Here is a 15251-nt window from a genome sequence, read left to right as displayed (position 1 = left end):
CATGTCGGTTACCGAGAACAACGTTTCCGAAGCTCTCCGTGAAGGAGCGGTGGTTCCGGCCACTTCCCGCGCGGAGCGCTTCACCTCCTACGACGTCGAGGCCTTCGAGGTTCCCGGAGGTCGTGAGGAGAACTGGCGCTTCACGCCGATGAAGCGGCTGCGCGGCCTGCACGACGGCAGCGCGGCCGCCTCCGGCGAGATCACGCTGGACGCCGACGCCGCCCCCGAGCTGACCGTCGAGACCGTCGGCCGGGAAGACCCGCGGCTGGGCCGGGCGGGGGTGCCGAGCGACCGGATCGCGGCGCAGGCCTACTCCTCCTTCCCCCAGGCCACCGTGGTCACGGTGCCGAAGGAGACCACCGCCTCGAAGCCTTCGGTGCTGCGCGTCCACGGGCCCGGCGAGGGCAAGCTCGCCTACGGGCACCTGCAGGTCCGGGTCGAGGCGTTCGCGCAGGCCGTGATCGTGCTCGACCACGTCGGCTCCGGCACCTACGCGGACAACGTGGAGTTCCTGGTCGGCGACTCGGCCAAGCTGACCGTGGTCAGCGTCCAGGACTGGGCCGACGACGCGGTGCACGTGTCCGAGCAGCACCTCGAACTCGGCCGCGACGCCACGCTCAAGCACACCGTGATCACCCTGGGCGGCGACCTGGTCCGGATCTCGCCGACCGCGTCCTTCGCCGAGCGCGGCGGCGACGTGGAGATGCTGGGCGTCTACTTCTCCGACGCCGGCCAGCACCAGGAGCACCGGCTGTTCGTGGACCACGCGGTGCCCCACTGCCGATCACGCGTGATGTACAAGGGCGCGCTGCAGGGCGACGGAGCCCACAGCGTGTGGATCGGGGACGTGCTGATCCGGGCGGCCGCCGAGGCCACCGACACTTACGAGCTCAACCGCAACCTGGTGCTGACGCCGGGCGCGCGCGCGGACTCGGTGCCGAACCTGGAGATCGAGACCGGCGAGATCGAAGGCGCCGGCCACGCGAGCGCGACGGGAAGGTTCGACGACGAGCAGTTGTTCTACCTGCAGTCGCGGGGGATCGCCGAGGACGCCGCGCGCCGCTTGGTCGTGCGCGGGTTCTTCCACGAGATCCTGGTCAAGATCGAGGTCCCCGAGGTGCGCGAGCGCCTCGAGGCGGCGATCGAGGCCGAGCTCGAAGCCGTTGGCGTCTGACGCCGTCCACACCAGAACTCGAGGAAAACGTAGAATGGCTACCCTGGAAATCAAGGACCTGCACGCCTCGGTGAACACCGAAGAAGGCGCCAAGGAGATCCTCAAGGGCGTCGACCTGACCATCCGGTCGGGCGAGACCCACGCGATCATGGGCCCGAACGGCTCCGGCAAGTCCACCCTGTCCTACGCCGTCGCCGGCCACCCGAAGTACCAGGTGACCTCGGGCCAGGTGCTGCTCGACGGTGAGAACGTGCTCGAGATGAGCGTGGACGAGCGCGCCCGCGCCGGGCTGTTCCTGGCCATGCAGTACCCGGTCGAGGTGCCCGGGGTCTCGATGTCCAACTTCCTCCGCACCGCGGTCACCGCGGTCCGGGGCGAGGCCCCCAAGCTGCGCCACTGGGTCAAGGAGGTCAAGGAGGAGATGAACAAGCTCGAGATCTCCTCGGAGTTCGCCGAGCGCAGCGTGAACGAGGGCTTCTCCGGCGGCGAGAAGAAGCGCCACGAGATCCTCCAGCTCTCGCTGCTCAAGCCGAAGTTCGCCATCCTCGACGAGACCGACTCGGGTCTCGACGTGGACGCGCTGCGCGTGGTCTCCGAAGGGGTCAACGCGTACAAGGCTTCGGCCGAGGTCGGCGTCATGCTGATCACGCACTACACCCGGATCCTGCGGCACATCACGCCGGACTTCGTGCACGTGTTCGCCGGCGGCCGGATCGTCGAATCGGGGGGCAAGGAGCTGGCCGACGAGCTGGAGGCCAACGGTTACGTCAAGTACGCCGGCAAGAACGAGCCCGCCGCCGTCTGACCTTCCCCGCCCGCCGGAGTTCCCGACTACACCGAGAGAGGAGTTGGCGTGATGACCACCACGGCTTCGAACAGCCCGACCAACTCTGTCCCCCTTGACGTGGCGGCGCTGCGCGCCGACTTCCCCATCCTGTCCCGCACCGTGCGGGACGGGAAACCCCTGGTGTACCTGGACTCCGGCGCGACCTCGCAGCGGCCGGCGCCGGTCCTCGACGCCGAGCGGCGGTTCCTGGAGACCTCGAACGCCGCCGTGCACCGCGGGGCGCACCAGCTCGCCGAGGAGGCGACCGACGCCTACGAGTCCGCCCGGGCCCGGATCGCGGAGTTCACCGGCACCTCGCCGGAGGAGCTGGTGTTCACCAAGAACGCCACCGAGGGCATCAACCTGGTGGCGTACGCGATGAGCAACGCGGCCACCGCCGGTCCCGGCGCGGAGCGGTTCGCCGTCGGCCCCGGTGACGAGATCGTCATCACCGAGATGGAGCACCACGCGAACCTCGTGCCCTGGCAGCAGTTGTGCCAGCGCACCGGGGCGACGTTGAAGTGGTTCGAGGTGACCGCCGAGGGCCGGCTCGACCTGTCCGCCATCGACGAGCTGATCACCCCGCGCACGAAGCTGGTGGCGTTCGCGCACCAGTCCAACGTGCTGGGCACGATCAACCCGGTCGAGCGGCTGGTGGCCAAGGCCAGGCAGGTCGGCGCGCTGACCCTGCTCGACGCCTGCCAGTCGGTCCCGCACGGGCTCTACGGCCAGGGCGCGGTCGACCTCCGCGCGCTGGGCGTCGACTTCGCCGTGTGGTCCGGGCACAAGATGCTGGGCCCGTCCGGCATCGGCGTGCTCTACGGCCGCACCGAACTGCTCGAAGCGATGCCGCCGTTCCTCACCGGCGGGTCGATGATCGAGCTGGTGCGGATGGAGCGGACCACGTTCGCGCCGCCGCCGCAGAAGTTCGAGGCCGGGGTGCCGATGACCTCGCAGGCCATCGGGCTCGGCGCGGCGGTGGACTACCTGTCGGCGATCGGCATGGACCGCGTCGCGGCCCACGAGCACCGGCTCACCGAGCGGGCCCTGGCCGGGATCGGCGCGATCGACGGTGTCACCGTCGTCGGGCCGACCGACCTCGCGGACCGCGGCGGCACGGTTTCGTTCGTGATCGACGGGGTGCACCCGCACGACGCCGGCCAGGTGCTCGACAGCCTGGGCATCGCCGTGCGCGTCGGCCACCACTGCGCGTGGCCGCTGCACCGGGCCTGCGGGGTGCCGGCCACCGTGCGGGCGACGTTCTACCTCTACAACACACTGTCCGAAGTGGACGCCCTCGTCGACGGGATCCGCGAGGCGCAGAAGTTCTTCGGAGTGGCCCGGTGAACCTGGAGAGCATGTACCAGGAGATCATCCTGGACCACTACAAGAACCCGCACGGGCGGGGCCTGCGCGACCCGTTCGACGCGGAGTCGTTCCAGGTCAACCCGACCTGCGGGGACGAGGTCACGCTGCGGGTGAAGGTGGACGGCGGGAAGGTCGCCGACGTCTCCTACGACGGGCAGGGCTGTTCGATCAGCCAGGCTTCGACTTCGGTCATGACCGACCTCGTCGTGGGGCACACCGTGGCGGAGGCGTTCACCACCATGGACGCCTTCGTGGAACTGATGCAGGGCAAGGGCAAGGTCGAGCCGGACGAGGACGTGCTGGAGGACGGGATCGCCTTCGCGGGCGTCGCCAAGTACCCGGCCCGCGTCAAGTGCGCACTGCTCGGCTGGATGGCGTTCAAGGACGCCGTGGCCCGCACCACCACAGGAGCTGAGAAGGCATGAGCGAAGAGACCCAGACCGCGACCGGGACCACTGAGGCCCCGGAGCACCGCGAGGGCCGCACGGCCGCCGACCTGCCGGAGCAGACTGGCTCGGTCCCGGCCGACGTGGCGAGGATCGAAGACATCGAAGAGGCCATGCGCGACGTGGTCGACCCCGAGCTGGGCATCAACGTCGTCGACCTCGGCCTGGTCTACGACATCCACGTGGAGGCCGACAAGTCGGTCACCCTGGACATGACGCTGACGTCCGCGGCCTGCCCGCTGACCGACGTGATCGAGGACCAGACCGCGGCGGCGCTGACCTCCGGCGGCCTGGTCAGCGACTTCCGGATCAACTGGGTCTGGATGCCGCCGTGGGGCCCGGAGAAGATCACCGACGACGGCCGCGAGCAGTTGCGCGCCCTCGGGTTCACGGTCTGAGCCGAGCCGGACCCAGGGCCGTCCCGCACTTCGGTGCGGGACGGCCCTTTTCCTGGCCGACTGGTGTATAACGGCCTATACTCCTGCGCTTTCGGGAACGACGCCGGTTGTGGCGGTGATCGGCCCGGCGTCGACCTTCGCCAATAGTCCACTGTGGACACTGAAGCGCTCGTGCGAGAATTTCCGCTTTCCGGGCTCGTCCCGCCGATGACCGGTCCGGACGCCCGGTTCGACTGAGCTGCCACTGTCTATTGTGGATGGTCGTTGGGCCGCACCGGATCCGGCTTGCTGACCGGGGTCCGGTGCGGCGGCCACCGGAGGTGCGCGGTCCCCTACTTTCGGACGTGGCCGGCGGTTCGGTGAACTCCTAACGTGTTCTCCCGGACCGTGGTTGCCGGTTTCCGGTGGCCAAATGGGACTTCCCCGGCGAAGGAGACACGATGAAGGTACGCGGGTTCGGGCGGATCGCGGCGGTGGCCCTGGCGGTCTCGGCGCCGCTGGGCATCGGGCTGGTGACGGCGCCCGGTGCTTCGGCGGCCGAGGCGACCACGGTGTACTACGACTCCAGTGGGGCGCCCGACTACACGGCCCAGATCGACCAGGGCGCGGCCAACTGGAACGCCGCCGTGGACGACGTGAAGCTGGTCGAGGGGGACGGGAACGCGACCGTGGTGTTCCACGAGACCGACAGCGGCGGGTCTTACACCAACACCGACGGGCACGGGAACGGGGACATCTACCTGGACACCAGCCAGGTGGCGGAGGGGTTCGACCCCACCCGGATCGCGGCGCACGAACTGGGGCACAACCTCGGGCTGCCGGACGACTACAGCGGGCCCTGCTCGGAGCTGATGTCGGGGCACGGGCCGGGAACCTCCTGCACGAACGCCAAGCCCAGCGCGGCTGAGGCTTCCCGGGTGGAGTCGTTGTGGGCCAACGGTTTCGTGGCCGCTTCGGCGGTGCGGGTGAGTGCTGCCTACTGAGGTGGCCGCAGCGGTGACGCCCTCCTGGAGCGCGGTGTGACCTCCGACGGCGGCTCGGTGCCGAGGCGGGAAAGCCGCCTTCGCGCCGGGCCGTCGTCCGTGGTCCGGTTTCGGCTCGGGCCGGTGTTCACGCCGAGCGGCCGGCCGCCACGCCCGGGGTCACTCCTTTGAGGACTTCGACCCGGTCGGTGCCGGGGCGGCTCAGGACCCAGCTCGAGCCGGAGACCGCTTTCGCGCGCTTCTTCAACGGGACCAGCAGGCGGGAAGCCTCCCGGTAGGAGGCCAGGGAACCGCGGCCGCACACCAGGGCGGCCAGCGACACGGTGACGGGCAGGCCCTCGGCCGACCAGGTGGTGTCCAGCAGGGCCGCGGCCACCGTGGCTATTTCGTCCACGTCGCAGACGATCAGGAAGTCGTCGCCGCCCACGTGGCCGACGCGCATTCGGCGGAGGCGGCCGGACAGGGTCGAAAGGGTCGCGCCCAGCTCCCGGATCAGGTCGTCGCCCGCGGCGAAGCCGGCGTTGTCGTTCACCGCCTTGAAGGAGTCGACGTCCAGCCAGGCGGCGACGAAGGGTTCGCCGGCGGCGATGCGGCGTTCCACGTCCCGGGCGACGGTTTCGCTGCCGGGGAGGCGGGTCAGGGGGCTCAGGGTGACGGCTTCTTCGACCTTCAGCTCCGCGACGCCGCGCACCACCTCGGTCACCAGCACCACGCCTAGGCAGCGGCCTTCGGCGTCCACCACCACGACGTCGTCGCCGGTGCGGCCCCAGTCGGCGTCGGTGACCAGCTCCAGGAACTCCAGGGCGCCGGCGCCCGCTTCCATGGTGCGGGGCCGGTCGGCCAGGCGTTCGGCCGGGCGGCGGGCGTGCAGGGCGTGGCCGTAGGGGCCGGTCACCGCGACCAGGAAGCGGGTCCGGTCCACTGACCACTGTGGACGGTTCTCGGGGTCCACCCCGACCACGCCGCCGGGGGCGTCGGCGGCGGCCAGGACCGCGCGGACGTCGTCGCAGGTCGCCTCCCGGGCCACGGTGGTGGCGGGGCGGAGGAAGTCGCCGACGCGGGGGGCCCGCGGGGAGGCGGGGGCGCGGCGCTCGTCCGGCAGCCCAGCGCCGGCGGCCGGGGCGCACCGGTGCACGGCGGCGGGGGACAGGAGGTCGCCCTGCGCGATCCGGACGCCCAGACCCTGCGCGGCCTCCAGCTGCGGGCCGGTCTCGATGCCGGTGGCGATCAGGCGGATGCCGGTGCGGCTGGTGTAGTGCAGCAGGGATTCGACGAGGGCGATCGACGCCGGGTCGTCCGGCAGCCCGCACAGCACGCTGCGATCGAGCTTCACCAGGTCCACCGGGGCCCGGACCAGCAGCGCGAGCGGCAGGTCGCCCCGGCCGAGACCGTCGAGGGCCAGGCGGAAACCCAGCTCGGTCAGCCCGCGCATGGCCTCGGCCAGCCGGTCGGCGGGCCGGTGCGAGAACGGCGGGCCGATCTCCAGCACCACGTCGCGGGTCCGGCGTCCGGCCGCGCCCAGCTCGGCGATCAGCTCGTCGAACGCGCCCGGGCCGGCGGCCGTCGTGCGGGCGGAAAGGTTCAGGTGCAGCGGCAGCGCGCTGGGCCGGCCGGCCCCCTGGCGCACGGCGGCCGCCGCGAGAGCCAGGTCCACCTCGGCCAGCCGGCCGGCGCGGCGGGCTTCGGCCAGCAGCTCGTGCGCGGTGCCCTTGCCCGGTCGGGCCAGCGCTTCGTGTGCCACGACGCCGCCGGTGTGCAGGCTGTAGATCGGCTGGAAGGCGAAGCTGACCGCACCGGGCGTCGTCACCGGCCGATCGTGGCAGCGGGCCGCGGACCGGGGAAACCGATGTCGGCGAATGTTCACCGCCCGGGCACCCCGGTTACCTGGAACGGAGTAGCGGGTGGTCGCGTGAGGTGGTCATCCGGATCCGTTGTGTGCCGGTCGCAGCCCCGTGAGGCGGGCGCGCAACCCCCTCGGGGCGGTACGGAACAGCTTCGCCATCGCCGCCGCCGTGCCGGGCAGGTCCTCGCGACCGGAGGTGAACGCGCGCTGGGCGGCGGGCGGGAGGGTGAAGAACAGGTCGAAGAACGCGGCCCGTTCGTCCGGCGCCATCCCGCACAGCACGTGCAAGCCGTGGCGGCGCAGGGAAAACACGGCCCGGGCTTCCGGGGTCCACAGCGCTTTCGAAGCCGCGCGCACCACGGCCGGCGGACCGGCTTCGAAGGCGCCCGCCATCGCGGCGGCCACGCGTGGGGCCAGCCGCAGCGAGGCCGCCAGGCTGTAACCGGTGGCCGGGTGGACCAGGCCGGCCGCGACCCCGAACGGGACCACCGCGGTCCGGCCCGGCGGCGGCCCGTCCAGCGTGATCCGGACCCGCTCCTCCGGCCACGAGAACCGGCCCCGCAGCCCCGCGGCCGTAAGCCGGGCACGCAGCCGGTGGGCCAGCTCCTCGATCGGCCGCCCCGGCCGGCGCGCCAGCGAGGTCTCTTCGACCAGCACCGAACCGTCACCCAGCGGAAGCTGGTAGCGGAAACTCGGCCCGCCGCCGCGCCAGTCCATGAACACCGCGGTCTCCGCCGCGCCGGGGCCCAGCCGTTCGGCTTCGGCGGCGGGCAGCACGAGGCCGTAGGCCGTCTGCTCGAACCGGGGGCCGCGGGGCGCGCCGCCGGAGAGGACGCGGCCGGGGCCGGAGGCGTCGACGACCACGGCGGCGGCGAGCCGGTGGCCGTCGGCCAGGGTCACCGTCGCTCCGTGCCGGCCGGGTTCGACCGCGGACGCCTGCCCGGTCACCACGCGCACGCGCTCGGCGGTCAGCCAGTCGCGCAGGCCCGCGTTGTCGAGCACCAGGTAGCCGCGGCCGAGCCGGTGCTCGCGCGTGCCGAACGCGACGGTGACCGGAGGCGCCGCCGCGATCACCTCGCCGGGCAGCCCGGGCAGCTCGTCCGACCACACCCCGTAGGTGTTGCGCCACCGGCGGTGCGGCGCCGGGTCGAGCACGGTCGTCTCCAGCCCGCGCCGGGCGCAGGCGCGCGCCAGCGCCCACCCGGCGGGCCCGCCCCCCGCGATCAGCACGTCAGCCACAGCGGAGATCCTGCCGCATGCCGCGAGCGGCGCCGGATACGGTGGGCGACATGGACGAGACCGACCCGCGGGCCGCGCGGCGCGACCCGGCGAGCTCGGCCGGCGGCTTCACCGACCTGGCCGGCAGCCCGTTCCGCATCGACCGCGACCGGATCACCGCCTCGCCGTTCTTCGCCCGGCTGGGCGGGGTGACGCAGGTGGTCAGCGCGGCGGGGGCCGGGCTGCTGCACAACCGGCTCACCCACAGCCTCAAGGTCGCGCAGGTCGCGCGCGCCGTCGCCGAACGGATCAGCGCCGCCGGCGAATCGGCCCAGCTGGCCGCGAAGCTGGGCGGCTGCGACCCGGACGTGGCCGAGGCCGCGGCGCTGGCGCACGACCTCGGCCACCCGCCGTTCGGGCACCTCGGCGAGCAGACGCTCGACCGCATCGCCCGGCACCGGTTCGGCCTGGCCGACGGCTTCGAGGGCAACGCCCAGTCGTTCCGCATCATCACCACCACCGACGTGCGCGGCCCGTCGGCGATCGGGCTCGACCTGACCACGGCCGTGCGCGCCGCCGTGCTCAAGTACCCGTGGGCGCGGCTGCACCACCCCGCCCCGCACCCGAGCGCGCTGCCGAACCCGCCCCGCGGCGCGGCCGAGCCGGAGGACGCGCCGGGCACCGGGGCCGCCAAGTTCTCCGCCTACGTGACCGAGCTGGACGACTTCACCCAGGCCCGCGCCCCGTTCACCGGCCGGATCGAACCGTGGCAGCAGACGGTGGAGGCGTCGGTGATGGACACCGCCGACGACATCGCTTACGCCATCCACGACCTGCAGGACTTCCACCGCATCGGCGTGCTCCAGCACGCCCCGGTCGCCGCGGAGCTGGGGGAGTGGCTCCGCCACGCCCTCGACCTGGCGGCGATGGACGACGAACGGCTCACCGCCGAGGTCCGCCGCCCCGGCCGCTCGCTGGAGCGGCTGCGGCGGCGGATGCACCACCGCGACTCCTGGGTGGTGGACGACGACGCGTTCGCCCAGGCGGTCGGGCGGGTGCACCGCGAGCTGGTCGACGGCCTGCTCGCCGAGGGCTTCGACGGCTCGACCGAGGCCGAGCAGGCGGTCGCGGCGTTCTCGGCCAGCTGGACCTCCCGCCTGGTCGACGGGGTGATCGTGGCGTCCTCGCCGTCCACCCGCTCCGGGCACGTTTCGCTGCTGCCCGCCCAGTGGCACGAGGTGCAGGTGCTGAAGTTCGTGCACCGCCGCTTCGTGCTGCTGCGCGCCGACCTCGCGCTGCACCAGCGGGGCCAGGCCGCGCTGGTGTCCAGCCTGGTCGACGCGCTCGACGCGTGGCTGCAGGACCGGGACGAGGTTTCGCGGCTGCCGCGGCGGCTGCACGACCTGGTCGAGCTGGCGCACGAGGAGTACGGCCTGCTCGCGCGCACCGCGCCCGAGCTGCTGGTCGGCGCGACCGGTGAGCCGGTGCAGGGCGCCGACGCCGTCCGGGGCCTCGCGCGGGGGCGCGCGGTGGTCGACTTCGTGGCTTCGCTGACCGACAAGCAGGCGGTGGCGCTGCTCGACGCGCTGTCCGGCCGGTCCGCTCAGCCGTGGTCGGACTCGTTCGTCCTCTGACCGATCGGTGCTGTCCGGTGCTGTCCACCGGTTGTCCACTCGTGGTCCGCCGGCCGGGGCCGAATGGCCTACGACGATCGGTGGTGGTCGGACATTACCTGCCCTGTATCACTCTAACGGCTGATTTTTACCCCGACGTGCGGTACTTAGCTGAAGCCAGCCGGTGATCACCGGCATTGGCCAGCGTGAGTCGGGGCACGCGGTGCGAGATTCGGAGGCGCCCGTGCGTCGAACCCGTTCCACCCCAGCCAGAGCCACCGGGCCCGCAAGAGCCTCGAGGGGCCGCGCCACCGTGCTGGCCGCCGGGGCCGCCGCCCTGCTGGCCGCGCTCGGCGTGGCCGCCCCACCCGCGGGTGCGGCCCCGGCGGCAGCGTCCACACCGGACACCTTCTCCGCCACCGCCGCCCGGCAGATCGCCGCGCTCCAGTCGGTCAAGGCCGGGCAGACCGCGACCGAGTCCAAAATAGACAGCCGGCTGCTGGTCGAGCAGAAGCTGCGCGACCGGCGGCTCAGCGCTACGGCCGTGCCCGGGCTGAAGCCGGGTGACGGGCCGGCCGCACTGGTGGACATCCGCGCCACCAAGGTGACCGACGGGCTGGTCGGCGACCTGCGCAAGGCGGGCGCGGGCATCCGCTCGCTGTCCGACCGCGAGGCCAGCGTCCGCGCCGAGGTGCCGCTGGCGGCGTTGCCCGCCATTGCCGCGCGCGCCGACGTGAAGCGGGTCGAGACCGCCGACCAGGCGATCACCGCCCGCGAGGCGGAGCACCCGGCCGCGCCGGGCAAAGCCGCCCCGGCCGAGACCAAGCAGCAGAAGAGCGATCGGATCGCGGGCGAGCTGAAGAAGGCGCTCGCGGCGAAGGACCGGCGTTCCACCGCCGCGGCCACCATCACCAGCGAGGGCGACCGCGCGCACAACGCGGACCTCGCGCGTCAGCAGTTCGGCGTCACCGGTACCGGGATCAAGGCCTGCGCCTTGTCCGACGGCGTCGATTCCCTCGCCGTCTCGCAGGCGAAGGGCGAGCTGCCCCCGAACATCGACGTGCCCGCGGGCCAGGCGGGCTCGGGCGACGAGGGCACCGCGATGCTGGAGATCATCCACGACCTCGCGCCCAACGCCGCGCTCGGCTTCGCCTCGGCCTTCGAGTCCGACGCGAGCTTCGCCGACAACATCCGCACGCTCCGCTTCCAGTCGCACTGCGACGTGATCGTCGACGACGTCATCTACTTCGCGGAATCGCCGTTCCAGGACGGGATGATCGCCAAGGCGGTGAACGACGTGACCGCCGACGGCGCGCTCTACTTCTCCTCCGCGGGCAACTACGGCAGCGTCGCCAAGGGCACCTCCGCGCACTGGGAGGGCGACTTCGTCGACTCCGGCAAGACCGCGGGCAAGTTCACCGGCGCCGCGCACAACTTCGCGGGTGCCTCGGGCAGCCAGATCTTCGAGCCGATCTCCGACGCCTCCTCCGCCGGTGTCCCGGTGACGCTGCACTGGTCCGACCCGCTCGGCGCGTCCGCCGACGACTACGACCTCTACCTGCTCGACGCCTCGGGCAACGTGCTCAGCTTCAGCCAGAACGTGCAGAACGGCACCCAGGACCCGTACGAGGTGCTGTCCACGCCGTTCTTCGGCGGCACCGGGCTGCGGCTCGCCGTGGTCAAGTACGCCGGTGAGAACCGCTACCTCTCGCTCACCGCGTTCAACGGCCGGTTCAAGGACTCGGCCGACGGGCTGAAGGCCTACGTCACCCCGGGCGCCGTGGTCGGCCATTCGGCCGCGCGCACCGCCTTCGCCGTGGCCGCCGCGCCGGCCGGGGCCGCGTTCGGCCGCCCGCTCGAACCGGGCGACCCGGCCAACCCGGCCGGCCCGTTCCCGGCCGCGTTCTCCGGCGCCAGCTCGGCCGAGCGGTTCAGCTCCGACGGCCCGCGGCGGATGTTCTACGAGGCCGACGGCACGCCCATCACCCCGGGCAACGTCTCCTCGACCGGCGGTGAGGTGCGGGGCAAGCCCGAGATCACCGCGGCCGACGGCGTCCGCACCTCGGTGAGCGGGTTCGACCCGTTCTTCGGCACCTCGGCCGCCGCCCCGCACGCCGGCGCGATCGCGGCGCTGGTGCTGTCGGGCAACCCGGGACTGTCCTCTTCGGACGTCCGCGACGCGTTCCTGAGCACGGCCGTGGACATCGAGGCGCCCGGGACGGACAACCTGACCGGCGCCGGGATCGTCCTGGCCGACCGGGTGCTGGCCTACACCGGTGCCAGCCCGCAGCCCTACGCCCAGGCCCAGCCGCCGACGGTCAAGGCGGCCGACGGCGGCACCACGCTCGACCCGGGCGACACGGCCAAGGTGACGCTGCCGGTGACCAACACCGGTGACGGCATCGCGTCGTCCACCAGCGTCGTGCTGACCAGCCCCACCGCGGGGGTCACGATCGCGCCGCGCGCCAAGGCCTACGGCACGATCAGCCCGGGCCAGACCGGCGTGAACGACTTCACCGTCACCGTGCCGCCGAGCCAGCAGCCCGGCGTCCCGGTGGTGCTGACGGCCAAGGTCACCTTCGCCGGCTCGTTCTCGCCGCTCACCAGCACCTTCCGGATCGGCGTCGGCACCCCCTCGCCGGTGGTGCAGACCTTCGCCTACACCGGTCCGGCCGTGGCGATCCCGGACGACTCGCCGCTCGGCGCTTCGGTGCCGCTCACGGTGAGCGGGGTCGGGCCCGCGGCGAAGGTTTCGCTGTCGATCGACGGCACCACCTGCACCACCACCGAAGGCGCGACGACGGTCGGCCTCGACCACACCTACGTGGCCGACCTGGCCGGCACGCTGGTCTCGCCCTCGGGCGCGACGGCGACGCTGTTCCAGCACACCGGCACCAGCGCCAACAACCTGTGCCAGGTGGTGTTCGACGACACCGCGGCCACGCCGTTCAGCTCGCTGACCTCGCTGGACGCGCCGTTCACCGGCACCTACCGACCGGCGGACCCGCAGACCGGGCTGGGCGGCCTGGGCTCAGCCGACGGCACGTGGACGTTCAAGGCGGTGGACAGCTCGCCCGGCGACACCGGCTCCCTCCGCAGCGTCTCGCTGCACCTCAACGGCTACCTCCACCCGGCCGCGCCGGGCCAGGCCGCCGGGGTGCGCCGGTCGGTGACCCCGGGCCCGGTCCGCCCGGCCCACTTCGCCGTCTGACGCCACCCGGTCCACCAAGGACTCCCCACCCAGCCGGGCGGGGAGTCCTTGGTGCATCGGCGGTCCGAAGTGGACGCCGCCGGCGCCCGGCGCGCGCTCGACCGGCCGGGCGAGGACGTCCGGACGGCCCGGTGTCCTTCCGCGCGCAGCCGCGGGTGCGGACGATCGGCGAACCGCCCCGAAGCGTGCTCGAAGCCGCGGCCGGGTGCGCGATCCCCGGGGAGGCGGCGCCGCGCGGACCGGGGGTTTCCGCAGCCGCCGGAGTGAGTCCGGCCACGGGGGCGGAAACCGGTGGACGGCGACCCGTACACTCGATCCCGTGGAAATCCTGCTGGAGTAGCGGCCGCACCGCGCACCCGTGTCGCCCCCGGGTGGTGCCGGTGCCCGAAGCTGTCCACGCCCACCCCCGAAATCCGGGAGTTCCCCTTGATCACGGCCACCGGTCTCGAGCTGCGCGCCGGTTCGCGCATCCTGCTCAACGGCGCCACCCTCCGCATCCAGCCCGGCGACCGCATCGGCCTGGTCGGCCGCAACGGCGCCGGCAAGACCACCTCGCTCAAGGTGCTCGCCGGCGAGGGCGAGCCGCACGCCGGCGACGTCCGCCGCAGCGGTGAGCTCGGCTACCTGCCGCAGGACCCGCGCGAGGGCGACCTGTCCGTCACGGCGAAGGACCGCGTGCTCTCCGCCCGCGGGCTCGACACGCTGCTGCGCGACATGGAGAAGGCGCAGACGGCGATGTCCGAGCTGGTCGACGACCGCCAGCGCGACAAGGCCATCGACCGCTACAGCCGTTTGGAAGAGCGCTTCGCCTCGCTGGGCGGGTACGCCGCGGAAAGCGAGGCCGCGCGCATCTGCTCGAACCTCGGCCTGGCCGACCGCGTGCTGGCGCAGACGCTGAACACGCTCTCCGGCGGCCAGCGCCGCCGCGTGGAGCTGGCCCGCATCCTGTTCGCCGCCGCCGAGGCGGGCGCGGGGGGCAAGTCCGAGACCATCCTGCTGCTCGACGAGCCCACCAACCACCTCGACGCCGACTCGATCACCTGGCTGCGGGGCTTCCTCAAGCAGCACGAAGGCGGTCTCGTGGTGATCAGCCACGACGTGGAGCTGCTCGGCGACGTGGTCAACAAGGTCTGGTTCCTCGACGCGACGCGCGGCGAGCTGGACCTGTACAACATGAGCTGGCAGCGCTACCTCGACGCGCGCGCCACGGACGAGAAGCGCCGCCGCCGCGAGCGCGCGAACGCCGAGAAGAAGGCGTCGGCGTTGCAGCAGCAGGCCGCGAAGCTCGGCGCGAAGGCGACGAAAGCGGTGGCGGCCAAGAACATGGCCCGCCGCGCGGAGCAGATGTTGTCCGCCCTCGACGAGACCCGGCACGCCGACAAGGTGGCCCGGATCAAGTTCCCGGAGCCGGCGCCCTGCGGCCGCACGCCGCTGATGGCCGAAGGGCTGTCGAAGTCCTACGGCTCGCTCGAGATCTTCACCGGGGTCGACCTCGCGGTCGACCGGGGCGCCAAGGTCGTCGTACTCGGATTGAACGGAGCCGGAAAGACGACATTGCTCCGCTTGCTGGGCGGAATGGAAACTCCGGACACCGGCGCCCTGGTCCCGGGTCACGGAATGCGTCTGGGCTATTACGCACAGGAACACGAAACGCTCGACCACGATGCGAGCGTGTGGGAAAACATCCGACATCTGGCCCCGGACACCGGCGCCCAGGAGTTGCGCAACCTGCTCGGCTCGTTCCTGTTCACCGGCGAACAACTCGACCAGCCGGCCGGCACGCTTTCCGGCGGCGAGAAGACCCGCCTGGCGCTGGCCGGGCTGGTCTCCAGCGCCGCCAACGTGCTGCTGCTCGACGAGCCCACGAACAACCTGGACCCGGCCAGCCGCGCGCAGGTGCTGGACGCGTTGCGCAGCTTCGCCGGGGCGGTCGTGCTGGTCACCCACGATCCGGGTGCGGTCGAGGCGCTCGAACCCGAGCGCGTGATCCTGCTGCCGGACGGCACCGAAGACCATTGGTCGGCCGATTATCTGGAACTTGTCCAGCTGGCCTGAGCCCGGATGCGGCCATTCGGGTGCTTGCCAGCGGCCGAGAAGCACTGAAATGGCCCAATGTGATCGCAGTTTCGACTGTTTTACGGCTGTCGTCTGGCATTCCGGCGCTCAGTGTT

At 72.4% G+C, this 15251-nt stretch carries 11 protein-coding genes; 9 read left to right on the top strand and 2 right to left on the bottom strand.

Going from position 1 to position 15251, the window contains the following annotated elements:
* Nucleotide 1: 1 nt before the first annotated feature.
* From sufD to NYF13_RS23845, 6 genes are all read left to right on the top strand, one after another.
* Entirely contained in the window at nucleotides 2-1174 is a 1173-nt protein-coding gene (gene sufD, locus NYF13_RS23870; RefSeq protein ID WP_315659794.1) for a Fe-S cluster assembly protein SufD, read from the top strand.
* A gap of 34 nt (nucleotides 1175-1208) precedes the next feature.
* The gene (gene sufC, locus NYF13_RS23865; protein ID WP_315659793.1) at nucleotides 1209-1979 is read left to right on the top strand and encodes a Fe-S cluster assembly ATPase SufC; all 771 of its coding nucleotides are present in this window, start codon (nucleotides 1209-1211) and stop codon (nucleotides 1977-1979) included.
* 51 nt (nucleotides 1980-2030) lie between these two features.
* Nucleotides 2031-3347, top strand: a complete 1317-nt coding sequence (locus tag NYF13_RS23860; protein WP_315659792.1) for a cysteine desulfurase — start codon at nucleotides 2031-2033, stop codon at nucleotides 3345-3347.
* Nucleotides 3344-3793: a Fe-S cluster assembly sulfur transfer protein SufU gene (gene sufU, locus NYF13_RS23855; RefSeq protein WP_315659791.1), complete on the top strand. Its 450-nt coding sequence runs from the start codon at nucleotides 3344-3346 to the stop codon at nucleotides 3791-3793. Before NYF13_RS23860 ends, sufU begins: the two co-directional genes overlap by 4 nt.
* The gene (locus tag NYF13_RS23850) at nucleotides 3790-4212 is read left to right on the top strand and encodes a metal-sulfur cluster assembly factor (RefSeq protein WP_315659790.1); all 423 of its coding nucleotides are present in this window, start codon (nucleotides 3790-3792) and stop codon (nucleotides 4210-4212) included. Before sufU ends, NYF13_RS23850 begins: the two co-directional genes overlap by 4 nt.
* A 440-nt stretch (nucleotides 4213-4652) precedes the next feature.
* On the top strand, nucleotides 4653-5195 hold the full coding sequence (locus NYF13_RS23845; protein ID WP_315659789.1) for a snapalysin family zinc-dependent metalloprotease: 543 nt from the start codon (nucleotides 4653-4655) through the stop codon (nucleotides 5193-5195).
* Nucleotides 5196-5322: 127 nt separating this feature from the next.
* Here the strand turns inward: NYF13_RS23845 and NYF13_RS23840 are convergent, their stop codons facing one another.
* Nucleotides 5323-7002, bottom strand: a complete 1680-nt coding sequence (locus tag NYF13_RS23840) for a GGDEF domain-containing protein (RefSeq protein WP_315659788.1) — start codon at nucleotides 7000-7002, stop codon at nucleotides 5323-5325.
* A gap of 111 nt (nucleotides 7003-7113) precedes the next feature.
* Nucleotides 7114-8277 carry a lycopene cyclase family protein gene (locus NYF13_RS23835; RefSeq protein ID WP_315659787.1) on the bottom strand — a complete coding sequence of 388 codons (1164 nt, stop codon included), beginning with the start codon at nucleotides 8275-8277 and terminating at the stop codon, nucleotides 7114-7116.
* A 50-nt stretch (nucleotides 8278-8327) separates the two neighbouring features.
* Here NYF13_RS23835 and NYF13_RS23830 point away from each other — a divergent pair, with 50 nt between their 5' ends.
* From NYF13_RS23830 to NYF13_RS23820, 3 genes are all read left to right on the top strand, one after another.
* On the top strand, nucleotides 8328-9890 hold the full coding sequence (locus NYF13_RS23830) for a dGTP triphosphohydrolase (RefSeq protein ID WP_315659786.1): 1563 nt from the start codon (nucleotides 8328-8330) through the stop codon (nucleotides 9888-9890).
* A 292-nt stretch (nucleotides 9891-10182) separates the two neighbouring features.
* Nucleotides 10183-13080 carry a S8 family serine peptidase gene (locus tag NYF13_RS23825; protein WP_315659784.1) on the top strand — a complete coding sequence of 966 codons (2898 nt, stop codon included), beginning with the start codon at nucleotides 10183-10185 and terminating at the stop codon, nucleotides 13078-13080.
* Nucleotides 13081-13506: 426 nt separating this feature from the next.
* Complete coding sequence (locus tag NYF13_RS23820) at nucleotides 13507-15135, top strand: ABC-F family ATP-binding cassette domain-containing protein (RefSeq protein WP_315659783.1); 1629 nt, start codon at nucleotides 13507-13509, stop codon at nucleotides 15133-15135.
* Nucleotides 15136-15251: the final 116 nt, after the last annotated feature.

Origin of the sequence: Amycolatopsis sp. PS_44_ISF1 (assembly GCF_032335455.1) — a bacterium.
Taxonomy (GTDB): Bacteria; Actinomycetota; Actinomycetes; order Mycobacteriales; family Pseudonocardiaceae; genus Amycolatopsis.
The sequence above is the reverse complement of the archived record's forward strand: the minus strand, read 5'-3'. Positions and strand labels throughout refer to the sequence as shown.